This window comes from Bacillus sp. 11B20, assembly GCF_056098985.1.
Map to the genome: position 1 here is coordinate 970,945 of NZ_JBLZWZ010000009.1, position 18,339 is coordinate 989,283.

Consider the following 18,339-nt stretch of genomic DNA (forward strand, 5'->3'; position numbering starts at 1 on the left):
AAATATATCGGCAATTCAGTTAAAATTTGTTAGTTTTGATCCGATATAGTAATTATTACAAGGAGGGTTAAAATATGACAAATACTATCTTCAAACGTTTTTTATTACCTGCATTATTATTAGTGCTTTTTACTAGTTTTTTTGCACCTCATTCAGCAGAAGCAGCTATTACGGGGAATAACAGTCCTAACACAGCAAGCTCAATGGGATATTGGAAATATAGTCGTCCAGATACGACAATCTTACCTGAAGGTGAAAATGAAGCGTATTATCAGTTTACGATCAATAAAGGTGAAAGAGTTTATGTCAGAAGTTCGTATAATAAGCAATATACAGGGATGAATATCGAGGTGTATAATTCTAAATATTCTAGGACAGGGTCCGAAGTTATTAATCCTGATTCAGTAACGCCTTTTATTTTTGCTAATACTGGTGACGTGACTTCAACTTCAGAAACTTATTTTGTGAAAGTGACCCGTGGTACATATACAGGGAATATGTACTTTACTGTTTCCATTCAAGATCGTATTAAATCTGGGAATGGGACATTCAATTTTTCGGGGACTGCTACTAACTTGGGGAATTCTTCTTTAAATTTTTTAGGAGTTGATTCTTCAGTCATTACAATGGATTTAACTAATAATTCCACAGTTCCTAAACGTGCTGTAGTTAAATCGATTTCGACAACTAGTACCCAAACACCCAACCAAGGGAATGTCACTCACAAACTGATGGCTAGTGAAAGTAATATTTGGTACACATCACTTGTTTCATCTGCAACAAGTGGTTCTTACCGTATTTCTCTGGATGATCAATTAAAAGTCGCGCAAAAATGGAGCTTTAAGTACAACGCAAAGGCTACAGCGAGATCTACTATGAGCAATGTCAAAGCCGATATTCGTTACGAATATGATGTCACAGATGGATTTTAATTGAATGGTGTTTGCAGAAAAAAAGTAAGGGGACATCCCTTACTTTTTTAATTGCCGCATTTTTGATGCTATATGATCTTTTGCCACTCTTAAAACAGCACCGTCCTTTCATAAGAAATTATTGGGGTTTTTGCTTGAGGGCGTGTTGAAAGAGGAGGACGGTGATCATATCGGTGGCCCGCTGGTATAAATCCCATTGTTCATAAGCCGCGAATGACATCCGTATTTCATGTAATGACTGCTTCATTTCATGATATTCTTCCACTGTAAACGTATTTGTCAGTTTGAGCTGATTTTCAAGCAGTTTTAGCCTCAGCTTTCCTAATGAAGTTTTCATTCTGCCTACATTCCCTTCGATCTTGTCTTCCTTAGAAAATTGTATATGAATTTACGTATAATATTGAATAAGTTGTGAGATATGATCACCAGCTTTTCGAAAAATTCTCCTCTTTTTTCCTAAAAATACAAGAAGGTCTATAGACTTATTTTTCCTCAAAATGATTTCAAGAAGAAACACCTATATATATTCCTGAATCAAACAGAAGAAAATGGTAAATATCCCGAGACGGTCAAGGTCTTTTGGCATTTCTCCTCTTTTTAAATGACTCAGTCCGGCATTCCCTATTTCCATTCATTTGGTAGTTATTTAGTCCTTTATTTTCATAATATTTAGATTAAATGGTCAACTACACGACTTAATGAACATTTGACTTCATAATTGATAACCATTATCATTTGATTTGCTTGCGTGATAATTGAGAATCATTTTCATTTCAATTCTATTACTACACTCATCCTATATCCGCAAGCCTGCTTTTATCATCGTATGAGGCTCAATTTGAGGAAGGGGATTTTTTACATATGTCTAAACGCCCTGAAGGAATGGGTGCTGAGGATTCAATTTTCGGAGAAAGCCGGCCTTTTTTTATACCTGGGACGGAGCAACTGGATATCACAGCACACCCATATAGACTTTTTATATTTAAACCGAATACTACTCCTCCAGCGGCTGGTTTTCCAGTCATGTACGTACTTGATGGAAATTCACTTTTTGGCACAATGGTCGAAGCACTTCGTTTACAGTCAAGAAGACCTGAAAAAACAGGTGTCGTACCTGCCATCATTGTTGGAATTGGCTATCAGACAGAAGCGCCCTATCATCCGCTCAGGCATTATGATCTCACTCTAACCGGCCCTGACGCTTCCATTGGCGGCAAAAGACAGGACTTCTCCACCCATACATATGGCGGCGCCTCTTCGTTCTTTTCTTTTTTAGAAAAGATTGTAAAGCCTTATATCGAGCAGCGCTTTCCGATCAACCAGAGTCGTCAAACACTGTTTGGGCACTCTCTTGGCGGTCTTTTTGTATTACACACACTATTTGAGCACCCTGATGCTTATCAGACATATATTGCGGGCAGTCCTTCTATCCACTGGAACAAAGATTTATTTCTAGAAAAAGAACACCAATTCACCAATCATATACGTCAGATGTCTATGGATGCCAGGCTGCTTGTAGGTGTAGGTGAATTAGAAAAACATCATCCATGTCAAATGAATGATCATGCACATGCACTAGCAAATCGGATGCTGCCTTTATCTTCATATGGCTTGCATACGGCCTATCACGAGTTCCCTGAAGAAGGACATACATCCGTTTTACCAGTGCTGATGAATTACGCTTTTCGTTTTGCACTCTATCATGATGATCCTTTCACAACCACAGACATGAAGGAAAGGCAGTGAACACATGAAACATAGTGGTCTATCTCAAAAAATTGCTCTTATTACAGGCGCAGGACAAGGTATTGGACAAGCAGTCGCTAAAAGACTAGCCGAGGAAGGTGCGATTATTGCAGCAGTTGACGCAAATGAAGATCAGTTGCAAAGCACCGTCCAGCAAATGAATGATGAAGGCATACGTGCCTTTGCCTATCCAGGGGACATCACCGATCAAGCTTCTGTTCAGCACATTGTTGATCAAATTGAAAAGCAGCTTGGACCCATTTATTTACTGGTCAATGTAGCAGGCATTCTTCGAATTAGTTCTATTGACCAGCTTAGTGCAGATGACTGGCAACAAACTTTCGCAGTCAACACACATGGTGTCTTTTACGTATCTCAAGCTGTCTCCAAATACATGATGAAAAGATCAGAAGGGGTCATCGTGACTGTCAGCTCTAACGCAGGTGCCATTCCTAGAATGAATATGGCTGCCTATGCCGCTTCAAAAGCAGCAGCTACTTCCTTTACAAAAACGCTTGGATTAGAGCTGGCAGCCTACGGGATCAGATGCAACGTCGTCTCTCCCGGCTCTACCGCAACACCTATGCAATGGGCTTTATGGGCTGATGAACAAGGAGAAAATCAGGTGATTAAAGGCTCATTAGAGACGTATAAAACCGGAATTCCTTTACAAAAAATCGCTGATCCTCAAAACATCGCTGATGCAGTCATTTTCTTTGCATCTGAGCAATCCAATCATATTACGATGCAGAATCTCACAATTGATGGTGGCGCAACACTCGGAATCTAGCATTTCAATCAAAAGGAGGCCTTTTCATGAAACATTCATTATTGTCGTCAGAAGAAAAAGTACAGTTGCTTCAAGACTATCAGCCAGGCGCTTTTTTTCTTGCTTCACCTAAACGCACGATACTTGCCGAAGGGATTTTCCAGCATATTGAAACCAATCAGCTAAATGAACTATCTACAAAGGTAGCGCATGTATTTGACGCTGCCAAACAAGCTGGTATTCAAGCACCGATTGTGGCTGGTGCTGTCCCGTTTGATCCGGTGCAGCCCGTTCGTTTAAATGTTCCAGTCCATGTACAGTTTAGTGATCCACTCGAATTTCAACAAGGTGATGAGGAGTCAGAAGCGGTATCGCCATCCTATGAGGTGACACCTGTCCCTGCTCCAGATGTCTACATGGAAGGTGTGAACGAAGGATTAGCTAAAATTGAGAACGGAGAGCTTAGCAAAATCGTACTCTCTCGATCTCTCCATCTCAAAGCAAATCGAGATATTCATACGAAAACAATACTCGAACGACTGGCTCGTCATAATACGACTGGCTATACGTTTGCTGCAAATATAGCTGACCCGAAGGCTTCCCAAAAGCGCACACTTCTTGGGGCAAGCCCTGAGCTGCTACTTTCAAAAACTGGTTCATCTGTGATTTCCAATCCACTCGCTGGTTCTCGGCCGCGCAGTTCAGATCCAGTAGAAGACCAGCGCCGCCGCGATGAACTCCTTACTTCAGCGAAGGATTTACACGAGCACGCAGTGGTTGTCGAAGCTGTCACTAAAGCGCTTACTCCTTACTGTCATACATTAGATGTGCCTGCATCACCATCCGTCATACAAACAGAAACGATGTGGCATTTGTCTACTGTGGTCAAAGGTGAATTAACAGATTCTAGTGTGTCCTCAATTGATTTAGCGCTTAGCCTTCATCCAACACCTGCAGTATGCGGAACACCTACAGCAGATGCACGTGAAGCCATTCAAGCGATTGAACCCTTCGATCGAGGATTTTTTACAGGAATGATCGGCTGGGCAGATACAAATGGTGATGGTGATTGGATTGTCACCATTCGTTGTGCAGAAGCTGAGGGTCACTCCCTTCGCCTCTTTGCTGGTGCAGGAGTGGTCAAAGGATCAAAAGCAGAGGATGAGCTAGCTGAAACATCTGCAAAATTCAACACGATGCTTCATGCGATGGGCATCCATCAGCTATAAAAGTAAATAGGAGATGACAAAAACATGTTCGTTCAACCACCTACATGGCCAGAAGAATTTGCAAAACGCTACCGTGAAAACGGCTGTTGGCGTGGGGAAACCTTTGGCGGTATGCTTCGTGCACGCGCCGCATCGTTAGGAAATAAAACAGCGATTACATACGCTGATACGCATATGAGCTACCAAGAACTTGATGAGCGCGTCAGCAGTCTTGCCGCTGGTTTTCATCAGCTTGGCATTCAAAAAGGAAGTCGAGTTGTCGTGCAGCTTCCTAACATTCCTGCTTTTTTTGAGGTCATTTTCGCTTTATTTCGAATCGGTGCTTTACCCGTCTTCTCGCTGCCATCTCATAGAAGCAGTGAAATCACTTATTTTATTGAGTTTGCCGAAGCAGACGCATATGTCATACCAGATATCGATGGCGGCTTTGATTATCGAACACTTGCACGTCAAGTGAAAGAAAAGCTTCCCTCATTACCTCATGTCATTGTTGCAGGGGAAGCTGAGGAATTCCTTGGCTTAGATGATCTGCGCAAGGACCCAGCACTTGATCCCCAAATTCATGTAGAGGCAAGCGATATTGCATTTCTTCAGTTATCTGGAGGCAGCACAGGCCTTTCTAAGCTTATTCCTCGCACGCATGATGACTATATTTATAGTCTTTGGAAAAGCAATGAGGTGTGCGAGCTCACACAAGAAAGTGTGTATCTAGCTGCACTTCCAGTTGCGCACAACTATCCATTAAGCTCGCCTGGAGTCCTTGGGACGTTATACGCAGGCGGAAGAGTCGTTCTTGCACCTGGATCAAGCCCTGATGTCGTCTTTCCACTCATTGAAAAAGAACGGGCGACCATTACCGCTGTCGTTCCACCTATCGCATTGATTTGGCTAGAGGCCGCTCCTCATCGATCAGATGACATATCGAGTCTTGAAGTCTTACAAGTCGGCGGTGCTAAATTCAGTGCTGAGGCAGCAAAACGAGTGATGCCTGCCCTTGGATGTAAGTTACAGCAAGTTTTTGGTATGGCAGAAGGTCTGGTCAACTATACCAGATTAGATGATCCTGAACATGTCATTATTCATACACAAGGACGCCCGATGTCTGAATATGATGAGGTACTAGTGGTTGATGATGAGGACAAGCCCGTCCCGCATGAAGTGGCTGGACATCTTTTAACAAGAGGACCTTATACGATTCGCGGCTACTATAAAGCCGATGAACAAAACAAAAAAGCATTTACACCCGATGGCTTTTACAGAACAGGTGACATCGTGCGATTAACCAAAGAAGGAAATGTTGTTGTAGAAGGCAGAGACAAGGATCAAATCAATCGTGGCGGCGAAAAGGTTGCCGCTGAAGAAGTTGAAAACCATTTACTTGCGCATGCTGACATTCATGATGCCGCCATGGTATCCATGCCGGATCCATTTCTTGGCGAACGCTCATGTGCCTTTGTCATTGCAAAAGGAGACAACAAACCAGCACCGCACGTCTTAAAATCATTTCTAAGAGAACGCGGGCTCGCAGCCTATAAAATTCCTGACCGCATTGAATGGATCGATGCGTTCCCACAAACAGGTGTAGGCAAAGTCAGTAAAAAAGCATTAAGAGAACTAGCTGCAACCCATACTGCCAACGTATAAAAAAGAGGAGTGAAAACCATGGCAATCCCTACTATTCCTGCATATCCAATGCCAAGCACACAAGATTTACCCGAAAATAAAGTGAACTGGATACCAGATCCGAAACGTGCTGTTCTGCTGATACATGACATGCAGCAATATTTTTTAAATGCATTTCAACAAGATACATCACCGATCACAGAGTTAGTTCAGCATATTGAACAATTACGTGACACATGCAATGAACTTGGCATTCCAGTCGTCTATACAGCTCAGCCTGGTGACCAAGACCCGAAGGATCGTGCCCTATTAACAGATTTTTGGGGACCTGGACTTGGTGATGATGAAGCATTGACAAAAATCATTGATCAGCTTGCTCCATCTGAGGCAGATACATTGCTGACAAAATGGCGTTATAGCGCATTCAAAAAATCTAATTTTTTGGATATTCTTCAAGAAGGCGGGCGTGATCAACTGATCATTACTGGCGTATATGCACATATTGGCTGTATGCTGACAGCCGCAGAAGCATTCATGCTCGATATTGAAACCTTCTTTGTCGCAGATGCCGTCGCTGACTTTTCATTGAAACATCACAAAATGGCCATGACCTATGCAGCTGAACGCTGTGCGGTCACCACAACAACAAATCAAATCATTGGTCGTTTAACAGGACAGGAAGCAGAAAGTGATGACCTATCTTTTGAGGCCATTCTTCAGCAAGTAGCTGAGTATCTCCAATTGGAGCCGAATGAAATACCGCTTGACGAGAATCTCGTCTACCTTGGACTTGATTCTATTAGAATGATGAGCCTAGCGGAAAAGTGGAGACAGCAAGGAGCGACAGTCAATTTCGTTGAGCTTGCAGCAAATCCAACACTCGCTCATTGGCGGACTCTTCTTTTCCCAGACAAACAGCCATCTATTCCAAATATCGATTACTTGTAAAGGAGGTATAGACCCTTGTCGATCCAGTCAGTCGATTCATTTCCACTAACCGGTGCCCAATCAGGCATTTGGTATGCGCAGCAGCTTGATCCATCTAATCCTATTTTCAATACAGCTGAGTATATAGATATTAAAGGTCCTATTGACCCCATACACTTTGAAGCAGCCATTAGAAAAACTGTCTTAGAAGCAGATTCTTTGTATATGCGATTCGTTGAGGATACTGACGGTCCAAAGCAATGGTTCTCATCTAAGAAAGAGATTCCATTCCAATTAATCAATTTACAAAATGAAAAACAGCCGCTTGATGCGGCTAAAGCATGGATGAAGGCAGATCTTTCAACGCCAGTCTCTTTAGAGAAAGATGTATTATTCCGTGAAGTACTTTTTCAACTTGCTGACGATCGATTTATCTGGTATCAGCGCATTCATCATATTGCCATTGATGGATTCGCCTTTTCGCTCATTGCGCGTCGTGTTGCTGAGGTCTATACAGCCCTATCGAAAGGGACACCTATGCCCCCTCAAACATTTGGATCCTTACATGACGTAGTCCAAGAGGAGCTCACCTATCAACAGTCCAATCGATATGAAGATGATCAAGCGTTTTGGAAAAATCGCTTTGCTGATCAACCTGAAATTGTCAGCCTTGCTGAGCTTGCCCCAAGAACGTCGGATCATTTTATCCGAAAAACGGCTAGCTACGATGCCGCAAAGGTAAGCAAAATGAAAAAAAATGCTCCAGCCTTCGGTGGTACGTGGCATGAAATGATCCTTGCTGCATCCGCTTTATATGTGCATCGTATGACTGGTGCACATGATATTGTTTTAGGATTACCTGTGATGATGCGCCTTGGATCGTGCGCCTTACAAACACCCGGAATGGTCATGAACCTAGTACCGCTTCGTTTAACATGTAAACCAGAAATGACGCTCTCAGTACTTGTTCGCCAAGTATCTGATGAGCTAAAAGCCATTCGTCCTCATCAACGATATCGTCACGAGGACATGCGGAGAGACTTTAAACTTATCGGAAGAAATCAGCGATTATTTGGCCCGCAGATCAATATCATGCCATTTGATTATGATCTCATGTTCGATCAGAGCATTGGTCAAGCACATAACCTCTCAGCAGGGCCCGTGGATGATATATCGATCAACATATACGACCGCGCGGATGGGAACGGATTTCAAATCGACTTTGATGCAAATCCTGCCGTTTACAAAGAGCAAGCAGTTGACGCTCATCAGCAGCGTTTCCTTCAATTGCTGGAAGAAATAACCGGACTAGAGCAAGATCAGACGATCAGTCAATTCAACCTTCTTTTGTCTGAAGAAAAAGAGACCATTCTCAAGCACTGGAATGATACAAAACGAGAATTACCAAAGGAATCTTTACGGGAACTATTTGAAAAACAGGTGAGCAAAACGCCACAAGCAAAAGCACTACAGTTTGAAGGAATCACTTTGACTTACGAAGAGCTAAATCAGCGGGCAAATCAATTAGCTCATTATTTGAAAAAACACGGCATTGGACCAGAACAATTTGTCGCCATTGCTCTGCCTCGATCCATCGATATGGTCGTAAGTCTATTAGCCGTCGTCAAAACGGGAGCTGCATATCTGCCATTAGACCCTGATTACCCTAACGATCGAGTCGCCTATATGCTAGAAGATGCCAAACCGGCGTGCTTGCTCACAGTCAAAGAGACAGCAGACGGTTTGGACCATCCGCACATCGTTCAACTGGATGATTCAACTGTTCATCAGGAGATAGCAGGCAGTCCAAATCTCAATCCGACATGGAGCGAGGGCTCTCCACATCACCCGGCTTACATCCTCTACACATCAGGATCGACAGGCAAACCAAAGGGTGTTGTTGTAACAAAACGAAATGTGATCAACTTTATATTGTCCATGCAAGATTCATTTTTATTAGATCAAGAAGACCAGCTTTTAGCGGTAACGACCATTGCCTTTGATATTTCCGGGCTCGAAATGTTCCTCCCGCTTTTACATGGAGCTGCTATTTTATTGGCAAAAAAAGAAACCATACAAGATCCAGCAAAACTTTCAGATATGATTCGTTCTTATCATGTCACCATCATGCAGGCAACACCAACGTTGTGGCATGCGTTGGCAGATGAATATCCTGACGTGATTACAGGTATGCGAGTTCTTGTTGGAGGAGAAGCACTCCCTGCCTCCCTTTTGCATACCTTGCAATCTCTTCAATGCGACATTACTAATTTGTACGGACCTACAGAAACGACGATCTGGTCTACGATGGAAAATGTCACAGCACATCGAGAGAATAGCGGGCCGGCAATCGGTAAACCCATTTGGAATACGAGCGTTTATATTTTAGATGAAGGACTAAACCCAGTCCCAGCAGGGTCAATCGGTGAACTTTATATTGCTGGTGAAGGAGTATCTAGAGGATATCTTGGACGATATGATTTAACGGCTGAACGTTTTGTCGCTGATCCATTCGGCACAAGCGGCACGAGAATGTATCGTACTGGTGATTTAGCCAGATGGCGTGAAGATGGTTCGATTGATTATATCAGCCGTGCCGATCATCAAATTAAAATCCGCGGCTTCCGTATTGAACTAGGTGAAATCGAAACCGTGATGATGCAGCACCAAGCCATTAAGCATACATCTGTTATCGTTCGTGAAGATCAACCTGGGCAGCAGCTGCTTTGTGCATATGTTGTGCTGACAGATGGCTCTTCTCTACACCCTTCAGAGCTCAGACAGTTTGTGGCTTCATTACTTCCTGATTACATGGTACCTTCTGCTGTTGTCGTTTTGCCAGAACTTCCACTTACGCCAAACGGCAAAATCGATCGCAAAGCATTACCAATACCAAATATGTCTTTAGTTAGTTCTGAGCGGACACCTAGAACACCACAAGAAGACATGTTATGTAGTTTATTTGCAGAAACCCTTGGCCTATCTCAAATTGGCATAGATGATAGTTTCTTTGACTTAGGAGGACATTCCTTACTCGCCGCTCGCCTGCTTAGACGTATACGCGATACACTTGGCGCAGACCTAAGCATGAGTACCATTTTTGAATCGCCTCGGGTTGCTGATCTTGCGCAGCATATTGACAAAGCGAAGGACATTCGGCCGCCGCTTCAGGTTGAAGACAAGCCAGATGAAATTCCATTATCCTTTGCCCAAAAACGGCTCTGGTTCCTTCATTGCCTTGAAGGGCCAAGTCCAACTTACAATATTCCACTTGTCATTCAACTGACAGGTACACTAGATCAAACAGCTCTAATTGGTGCTCTGGCAGATATCACTGAAAAACATGAAACCCTTAGAACCATTTTTCCAGATAAGAACGGCATGCCAAGACAGGTCATTTTACATCCGAAAAGTGTTCAGCCTGAACTCCATGTCACAGCTTCAGCCGATCAACAAATTGAGAGTCAGTTAAACGAAGCCATTCGCTATAGCTTTAAAATTGAAGAAGAACCTGCACTGCGAGCAGAGTTATTCACGCTTGATGCAAACCGATCCGTCCTGCTTCTATTGCTGCATCATATCGCTGGTGATGGCTGGTCACTTGCACCATTGACGCGAGACTTAGCTGCTGCTTACGAAGCCCGTATACAAGGAAAATCCATCTCCTTGCCAGCAGAACCTGTTCAATATGCTGACTATGCTATTTGGCAGCAGAAGCTGTTGGGTAGTGAAGAAGAGACGGATAGTCTATTTGCCAAGCAGCTCAGCTATTGGAAAGGTGCCTTACATGACTTGCCTGAAGAACTTGAACTTCCCTATGACTTCCCGCGTCCACAGGAAGGAAGCTTCAACGGTGCGACGATAGACTTTACGATTGAACCCGCTTTACATCAGAACCTCCTTGAGCTTGCCAAGCAGCATCAAGTGAGTTTGTTCATGGTGCTTCAAGCATCACTTGCAGCATTAATGACACGCCTTGGAGCAGGGACAGATATCCCAATCGGCAGTCCGATTGCTGGACGCAATGACGATGCACTTGACGATATTGTGGGCTTGTTTGTGAACACACTAGTATTACGTACCAATACAGATGGTAATCCAACCTTTAGTGAGCTATTGAAGCGAGTGCGAGACGTTGACTTAGCAGCCTATGAGCATCAGGATCTGCCATTTGAACGGCTAGTCGAAATCCTAAATCCTACCCGATCCAGATCACGAAACCCATTGTTCCAAGTCATGCTTGCCTTCCAAAATACACCGAAGGCAGAAATGAAGCTGACACAGCTTGACTCAGACCTTTACGTGAAACCAGTAGGGTCAGCTAAATTTGATCTGACCATCGAATTGACAGAACAAAGAACTGAAACTGGATCAGCAGCAGGATTAACAGGTTTGTTTGAATTCAGTACAGATGTGTTTAAAGAAAGCACCATTCGAGCAATCGCTGACAGAATGAAGCGCTTTTTAACTGAAGTGACTGAGCGCCCACACGTGCCGATTGGCCAAGTGAACATTTTATCAGATAAAGAACGGCAAACATTTCTCCCTGATAAAAAGACATTCGCTCAGTTAGATCAAGCACATAGTCTCCCAGCCTTATTTGAAAAAACGGCGCAGCAATATCCTGATCGAGTGGCTGTAACGTATGGCAATAAGCAGCTTACCTATGGTGAGTTAAACTACAAAGCCAATCGTCTTGCTCATTTATTAATACAAAGAGGCGTTGGACCAGAACAGTTCGTTGCACTTGCCCTGCCTAGATCAATCGACATGCTCGTAAGCTTGTTAGCCGTTCATAAAGCAGGCGCAGCCTATGTTCCGCTTGATCCTGACTATCCAGCAGACAGGCTGGCATACATGATACAAGATGCCAAACCAGTTTGTAGCATCACAACAAAAACAGATGCAGTGCATCTCCCTGCTGATTGCGATTTGATTTTGTTAGACGAAAAAGAAACGAGCGATCAATTGCTGACTATGCCAAATCATAATCCGGCTGATATAGACAGAATTGAACCGCTATCTTCTCTGCATCCGGCCTATATTATTTATACATCCGGTTCTACAGGGAAACCAAAAGGAGTGGTCATCCCACATCAAAATGTCATCCGTCTTCTGACATCTACTGAACATTGGTTCCATTTTGATGAAGAGGATGTTTGGACAATGTTCCATTCATATGCCTTTGATTTTTCAGTATGGGAAATATGGGGACCACTTTTATATGGCGGCAGGCTTGTCATTGTACCTCATACCATCTCTCGCTCTCCTGAAGAGATGCTGCAGCTTCTAGTCGAGGAAGGGGTAACTGTGCTTAATCAAACACCTTCTGCCTTCTATCAGCTCATGCAGATAGACAAGGAACAACAAACACTAGGCCAAGCATTATCACTCCGCTATGTCATCTTTGGCGGTGAAGCATTAGAGCTTAGCAGATTAGAAGATTGGTACAGCCGTCACTCAGACTGTAAGCCAAAGCTAATTAACATGTACGGCATTACAGAAACCACCGTACACGTTACGTACAATGAACTCAATCGAGACATAATCACAAAGAACTCCAGCAGTTTAATCGGCGAACCGATTCCTGATTTACACGTTTACGTACTTGATGAATACCTGCAGCCTGTTCCCCCTGGGACAACAGGTGAAATGTATGTAGCTGGAGCTGGCCTTGCAAGAGGTTATCTAGGCAGACCTGACCTGACATCAGATCGATTCCCTGCTGATCCTTATGGAGCACCTGGCACAAGGATGTATCGTACAGGCGACCTTGCGCGCTGGACAGAAGAAGGGGCGCTTGATTACATTGGCAGAGCTGATCATCAAATTAAAATACGCGGATTCCGTATTGAACTTGGAGAAATCGAAGCCGTTCTGGCACGCCATGATGCAGTTGCACAAGTGGCCGTCATGGTGCGAGAGGATCAGCCTGGCGACAAGCGCTTAGTTGCATATATCGTCACAACGGAAGAAGACTATTTCGATACTGAAGCCCTTCGTCATTTTGCAGCAGCCAGTCTTCCTGATTACATGGTGCCCGCAGCATATGTACAGATTGACGCCATGCCGCTTACAGCAAACGGGAAGCTTGATCAAAAATCACTGCCGGCCCCTCAATTGCATTTACAGCAAGCGGATGGGCGCGGCCCAAGAAATCCGAAAGAGGAAATCCTATGTCATCTCTTTGAAGAGGTGCTTGATTTGCCTAAAATCAGCATAGACGATCGCTTTTTTGACATTGGCGGACATTCACTGCTTGCGGTTCGTTTAATCAGCCGCATTCGTGATGCACTTGGTGTCAAACTAAGTATCGGAACATTGTTTGAAGCACCAAATGTAGCAAGTTTAGCAGAGAAACTAGAAACAGGAAGCGATGAAAATGCACTAGAAATCTTACTGCCGCTGCGAACAAATGGAGAAAGGTATCCTCTCTTCTGTGTTCACCCAGCAGGTGGTCTTAGCTGGTGCTATGCCGGCCTCTTGAATACATTAGAGAAAGACATCCCTATTTATGGATTACAGGCACGAGGAATCGCAAGAAAAGATGACTACCCGCACACACTAGATGATATGGCTGCGGATTACATCAAGCACATCCAAACAATTCAGCCAAAAGGCCCTTATCATCTTCTTGGCTGGTCATTAGGTGGAAACGTTGTACAAGCAATGGCTACACAGCTCCAGCAGCAAGGTGAAGAAATCGCACTCGTTGCGATGCTGGATGCCTATCCGAACCATTTCTTACCGATTAAAGAAGCACCTGATGAAGAAGAAGCACTAATCGCTCTTCTTGCGCTCGGCGGTTATGATCCAGATACCTTAACAGGTGAACCGCTCACGATGAAAAGTGCCGTCGACATTTTGAAAAAAGATGGCAGTGCACTAGCAAGCTTAAGTGAAGATGCCATTAGAAATCTAAAAGAAACCTATGTGAATTCAGTTCGATTGCTCGGAGAATATCAGCCAAAAACTTATCAGGGAGACATATTATTCTTTAGATCTACCATTATCCCAGATTGGTTTACACCAATTGATCCCGAAGCATGGGCACCTTATATCAACGGAACAATCGAACAGCACGACATTCATTGCCGGCACAAAGACATGTGCCAGCCTAAACCCCTAGCAGAAATTGGTGTCATCTTAGACAACGCACTGCATCGGGTCAAACAAAAGCACTAAGAATAAAGGAGAGATGACAAATGACAAATCCCTTTGATCGTGAAGACGGTGTATTTCTTGTGCTTGTCAATGAACAAGGACAGCATTCACTTTGGCCATCATTTGCACCAGTGCCAGATGGATGGGAAAAGGTCTTTGGTGAAGACACTAGAAATGCCTGCATCGATTATATCCAGACACACTGGCAGGACTTGCGGCCATTAAGCTTAACAAAAGAACCTGCACTAGCACATGGAAAAACGGAATAAATCATTGCACCCTGATCTCCATCAGGGTGCTTTTTTGACAGAATAAACATCACCATCTTTCAGCTCTTTCTGCTACAATTTAATTGAGAATGTTTATCAATCAATAAGAGATCAGGTGGTTTTATGGGAAACAACAATCAATTACGTACATTGGCAAATGCCGAACAATTCATCTATCGATTAACATATACTGAAAAAATAAATAATGCAGAGCTTCCACATACAGAGCAGCAGCTATCAGATACATTCTGCCTCCTCTTCAGCATAAGCGGCAGCGGTTTACTCACATTGAACGATCAAAAATGGCGATTGAAACATCTGACACTCTATACGATCATGCCTGGGGAAACATTTATGTTGAAAACAGAGCCTTATCAAAAACACGAGCTCTATCTGTTTCGCTTTCAGCTCTACACGCTGCAAGATCAAAACATAGGAGAAGTATCAACGGAACATGCCCGTTCTTTACTGAATAAATGGCAATTTATCGATATTAGTTCGATTGAACAAATTCATTCTTTACTGTCCGATATGACAGAGGAATGGCAAAGACCTGAATCTATTAGCTTTTTTAAAAGCCAAACTCTTTTTCAGCAGCTCATTATGCAGCTTTTCACACTGCATAAAGAAGATATTTGTGACACGGCACATGCCCTTTTCAAAACAAAACAATATATCGATCAACATTCCGAAGAACCCCTCAGCCTGACAAGTCTATCTCATATGGCTGGCATCAGCTCTAATCATTACAGTGAGCTATTTAAAAAGCATTTTGATGTGAGTGTCACTGATTATATCACCAAGAAAAGGATGGCTAGAGCCAAACAATTAATGGCAAAAGGCAGCGCAAAGCTCAAAGACATTGCACTTGAAATCGGCTATCAAGATCCGTATTACTTCAGCCGCATCTTTAAGAAAAAAACGGGCATGACCCCTTCTACTTATATGAAAAGCCGGCAACGGAAAATTGCAGCCTATGGCCATTCCATACTCGGCCAGCTCACACCCATTCATATCATCCCATATGCTGCCCCGCTTCACCCTAAATGGACAGCACATGATTTTGAGCATTATGCAGAAGAAATTCCGATTCACTTGAGTGCACATCGGATCAACGAGCATGCTGAAGCCAATTTACAGCTATTAAAGGAAACAAAACCTGAGCTGATCATTGCCAATGATCATGTGACAGAGGAAGAAAAACAAGTGTTAAAAACCATCTGTCCTGTTCACTTTGTTCCATTCACACAATTGGATTGGCGCACTCAATTCAGACAGACAGCTATGTTCTTAAACGAAGCGAAGGAAGCAGAAGAATGGCTGATTCATTACGAGGAACTCGTCATTCAAGCGAAAAAGGCATGCCTTTTTGATCATCCACCAAAAACTATCCTGCCTCTTCGTATCTTTCAAGATCAGCTCTATTTGTCTGTGAATCGCACCATGTCAGAAGTGATTTTTCAAGACATTGGTCTTCAGCCAGCTTTTCAGAATGACGGCCAGCTAATAGAAAAAAAAATCAGCATTCGCTCTATACAACAGCTAGATCCAGACGCCATCTTCCTTTTCCTGCATAAGGAGCCAAAAACGATTGATTTTTATCAAAAATTAAAGCAGCAGGAGGCTTGGCAAAATCTCAAAGCTGTGACGCAGCAAGCAGTCTATCCACTTACGTCTGACCCTTGGCGTGAATACACAGCAGCCAGTCATCAACGAGTCATTCAGGACCTTTTATCTTTTTTTCCGTAAAAAGTCCATCATTTGACAGATCATTGTCTATGGATAAAAGGACGAAAGACTACTACAATCTTTAATTGAGAACAATTATCAGTTAAAGGAGAAAACAAATGAAAAAATGGTTCGCATTTCTTATCCTTTGTATCATGACGATCATCGCAGCAGCCTGTGGTGCTGCAGAAAATAAACCTGCTTCAAACACAACCAAAGGCAAGTCAGCTGAAGCAGCTGAAACAAACATCAAATACTTAGAACAAACGTACAAACTCAAAACACCAGTGAAACGAATCGTCATTGCTGGAAGCCTAGAATCAATGGAAGATGCAAAATTACTTGGTATCGAGCCTATTGGTGCTTCTACTGTAGGCGGCACTTTCCCTGAATTATTTAAAGACATCACAGCAAAAACTGAAGGCATCGGGGAAAAAACAGAACCGAACCTAGAAAAAATCCTAAAACTAAAACCAGATGTGATACTTGGATCAACCAAGTTCCCGCCTGCAACAATTAAAAAACTAGATAAAGTCCAAACGACGATCCCAGTATCACATGTCTCTTCCGACTGGGAAAGCAATCTTTTATTACTCGGTGAACTGACTGGAAAAAGTAAAGAAGCCAAAACCATCATCTCTGATTATCAGAAAGATCTTAAACAAGCGAAAGAAACCCTGAAAGACAAAAGCAGCAACAAAACAGCTGTCATTTTACGCATTAGACAGGGCGACCTGTACGTATACCCTGAAGACGTATACTTCAACTCTACTTTATATGGAGACTTAGGTTTTACAGCACCAAGTGATATCAAAAAAGCCAAAGCACAAGCATTGATTTCATTGGAGCGCCTAGGAGAACTCAATCCTGACTATATTTTTGTTCAGTTCTCTAAAGAGGAAAACTCATCGAATCCGAACGCATTGAAGGACTTAGAGAAAAATAAAATTTGGACAAGCCTAAAAGCTGTGAAAAATGGGCACATCAATGAAAATGCCGTTGACCCTATGCTTCAAGGAGGAACAGCACTAAGCAAGACAACCTTCCTTGATAAGGCCGTGAAATGGTTAGATCAAAACAACTAAAAAAGATGTGACGAATGACAAAGGGCTAAAATGATCTTTATTTTTAGCCCTTTGTCTTCTTTTCAGCGGAGCTTGAAAACTTGGAGGAGAGATGACACATGAACGGAATGTTTCTATATGACGAGTTTAACGGGCGTCAGCTTGATATTTACCTACCACCGGACACTTCTATTAATGTTCCAGCTGTCTTTGTACAAGATGGCTCTTCTTTGTTTAGAACACACCTGCTAGAAATCGAAAGAATGATCGAAACCAATACCATCTCGCCAATCATCATTGTCGGCATACATCCCTTCAATCGTCTTGACGAATATACACCATGGAAGGCGTCATCACTGCGATCTGGGTTCCCTGACTTTAAAGGCGAGGCACAGACGTATGTGTCATTTTTAGCGAATGACTTGCTCCCATATATCAAAAGCGAATATCCAGTTCAAGAGACCTGTCATGAGCATAGCCACGTAGGTGCTTCATTAGGCGGGTTATTTGCTATTTATACTTTATTCATGCACCCTGATCTTTTTAAAAATATCGCATCGATCTCCGGGTCATTTTGGTATGAAGATTTTCTACCGTTTGCTAAACAACAAAGCATTCAGTGTGTGGATCACCTTGTCTATTTGTCTGTAGGCAGTGAAGAAGGGAAAGGCAAAACATCTGTTCAACAGCACATGCCGTTATTCACCAAACAACTGCATGATCTTTTATTACAGAAAGGGATGCAGGAATGGCAGCTGCACTATCACATCGAACAAGGAGAGGGCCATCATCTGAAACAATTTCAAAAAAATTTCTTATCGGCTCTAATGTGGTTTTATAAAAGAGAATGCTAATTTTTTATCAGCATGGCACATCCGATATGATATA

12 protein-coding genes are annotated in these 18,339 nt (G+C 42.9%); 11 read left to right on the plus strand and 1 reads right to left on the minus strand.

Annotation, left to right across the window (positions count from 1 at the left end):
* The first annotated feature begins 74 nt into the window (after positions 1 to 74).
* A complete protein-coding gene (locus tag ACN6NB_RS19170; RefSeq protein ID WP_126682576.1) occupies positions 75 to 932 on the plus strand; it encodes a hypothetical protein in 858 nt (285 codons plus the stop codon).
* A 118-nt stretch (positions 933 to 1,050) separates the two neighbouring features.
* Here the strand turns inward: ACN6NB_RS19170 and ACN6NB_RS19175 are convergent, their stop codons facing one another.
* Complete coding sequence (locus tag ACN6NB_RS19175) at positions 1,051 to 1,269, minus strand: hypothetical protein (protein ID WP_144491810.1); 219 nt, start codon at positions 1,267 to 1,269, stop codon at positions 1,051 to 1,053.
* A 524-nt stretch (positions 1,270 to 1,793) separates the two neighbouring features.
* Between ACN6NB_RS19175 and ACN6NB_RS19180 the strand changes: the two genes are divergently transcribed.
* The 10 genes from ACN6NB_RS19180 (at position 1,794) to ACN6NB_RS19225 (ending at position 18,305) form a co-directional block, all read left to right on the plus strand.
* A complete protein-coding gene (locus ACN6NB_RS19180; protein WP_474253544.1) occupies positions 1,794 to 2,678 on the plus strand; it encodes an alpha/beta hydrolase in 885 nt (294 codons plus the stop codon).
* 4 nt (positions 2,679 to 2,682) lie between these two features.
* Complete coding sequence (locus ACN6NB_RS19185; protein ID WP_144491808.1) at positions 2,683 to 3,468, plus strand: 2,3-dihydro-2,3-dihydroxybenzoate dehydrogenase; 786 nt, start codon at positions 2,683 to 2,685, stop codon at positions 3,466 to 3,468.
* A gap of 26 nt (positions 3,469 to 3,494) precedes the next feature.
* Entirely contained in the window at positions 3,495 to 4,676 is a 1,182-nt protein-coding gene (gene dhbC / locus ACN6NB_RS19190; protein ID WP_144491807.1) for an isochorismate synthase DhbC, read from the plus strand.
* 24 nt (positions 4,677 to 4,700) lie between these two features.
* The gene (locus ACN6NB_RS19195; RefSeq protein ID WP_144491806.1) at positions 4,701 to 6,320 is read left to right on the plus strand and encodes a (2,3-dihydroxybenzoyl)adenylate synthase; all 1,620 of its coding nucleotides are present in this window, start codon (positions 4,701 to 4,703) and stop codon (positions 6,318 to 6,320) included.
* Between the two features lie 18 nt (positions 6,321 to 6,338).
* On the plus strand, positions 6,339 to 7,247 hold the full coding sequence (locus ACN6NB_RS19200) for an isochorismatase family protein (protein ID WP_474253545.1): 909 nt from the start codon (positions 6,339 to 6,341) through the stop codon (positions 7,245 to 7,247).
* A 15-nt stretch (positions 7,248 to 7,262) separates the two neighbouring features.
* Complete coding sequence (locus tag ACN6NB_RS19205) at positions 7,263 to 14,411, plus strand: amino acid adenylation domain-containing protein (protein WP_474253546.1); 7,149 nt, start codon at positions 7,263 to 7,265, stop codon at positions 14,409 to 14,411.
* Between the two features lie 20 nt (positions 14,412 to 14,431).
* The gene (locus ACN6NB_RS19210) at positions 14,432 to 14,659 is read left to right on the plus strand and encodes an MbtH family protein (RefSeq protein ID WP_025093680.1); all 228 of its coding nucleotides are present in this window, start codon (positions 14,432 to 14,434) and stop codon (positions 14,657 to 14,659) included.
* 123 nt (positions 14,660 to 14,782) lie between these two features.
* Entirely contained in the window at positions 14,783 to 16,408 is a 1,626-nt protein-coding gene (locus ACN6NB_RS19215; RefSeq protein ID WP_474253547.1) for an AraC family transcriptional regulator, read from the plus strand.
* A 98-nt stretch (positions 16,409 to 16,506) separates the two neighbouring features.
* The gene (locus ACN6NB_RS19220; RefSeq protein ID WP_144491803.1) at positions 16,507 to 17,472 is read left to right on the plus strand and encodes an iron-hydroxamate ABC transporter substrate-binding protein; all 966 of its coding nucleotides are present in this window, start codon (positions 16,507 to 16,509) and stop codon (positions 17,470 to 17,472) included.
* Positions 17,473 to 17,570: 98 nt separating this feature from the next.
* On the plus strand, positions 17,571 to 18,305 hold the full coding sequence (locus ACN6NB_RS19225; protein ID WP_039182884.1) for an alpha/beta hydrolase: 735 nt from the start codon (positions 17,571 to 17,573) through the stop codon (positions 18,303 to 18,305).
* The last annotated feature ends 34 nt before the right edge of the window (positions 18,306 to 18,339 follow it).

Excerpts from the sequence above, each read along its gene's own strand:
- ACN6NB_RS19210 (WP_025093680.1), top strand. The coding sequence starts at position 14,432 with ATGACAAATCCCTTTGATCGTGAAGACGGTGTATTTCTTGTGCTTGTC.
- ACN6NB_RS19200 (WP_474253545.1), top strand. The coding sequence starts at position 6,339 with ATGGCAATCCCTACTATTCCTGCATATCCAATGCCAAGCACACAAGAT.
- ACN6NB_RS19225 (WP_039182884.1), top strand. The coding sequence starts at position 17,571 with ATGAACGGAATGTTTCTATATGACGAGTTTAACGGGCGTCAGCTTGAT.
- ACN6NB_RS19185 (WP_144491808.1), top strand. The coding sequence starts at position 2,683 with ATGAAACATAGTGGTCTATCTCAAAAAATTGCTCTTATTACAGGCGCA.
- ACN6NB_RS19175 (WP_144491810.1), bottom strand. The coding sequence starts at position 1,269 with ATGAAAACTTCATTAGGAAAGCTGAGGCTAAAACTGCTTGAAAATCAG.
- ACN6NB_RS19215 (WP_474253547.1), top strand. The coding sequence starts at position 14,783 with ATGGGAAACAACAATCAATTACGTACATTGGCAAATGCCGAACAATTC.
- dhbC (WP_144491807.1), top strand. The coding sequence starts at position 3,495 with ATGAAACATTCATTATTGTCGTCAGAAGAAAAAGTACAGTTGCTTCAA.
- ACN6NB_RS19170 (WP_126682576.1), top strand. The coding sequence starts at position 75 with ATGACAAATACTATCTTCAAACGTTTTTTATTACCTGCATTATTATTA.
- ACN6NB_RS19220 (WP_144491803.1), top strand. The coding sequence starts at position 16,507 with ATGAAAAAATGGTTCGCATTTCTTATCCTTTGTATCATGACGATCATC.
- ACN6NB_RS19195 (WP_144491806.1), top strand. The coding sequence starts at position 4,701 with ATGTTCGTTCAACCACCTACATGGCCAGAAGAATTTGCAAAACGCTAC.
- ACN6NB_RS19180 (WP_474253544.1), top strand. The coding sequence starts at position 1,794 with ATGTCTAAACGCCCTGAAGGAATGGGTGCTGAGGATTCAATTTTCGGA.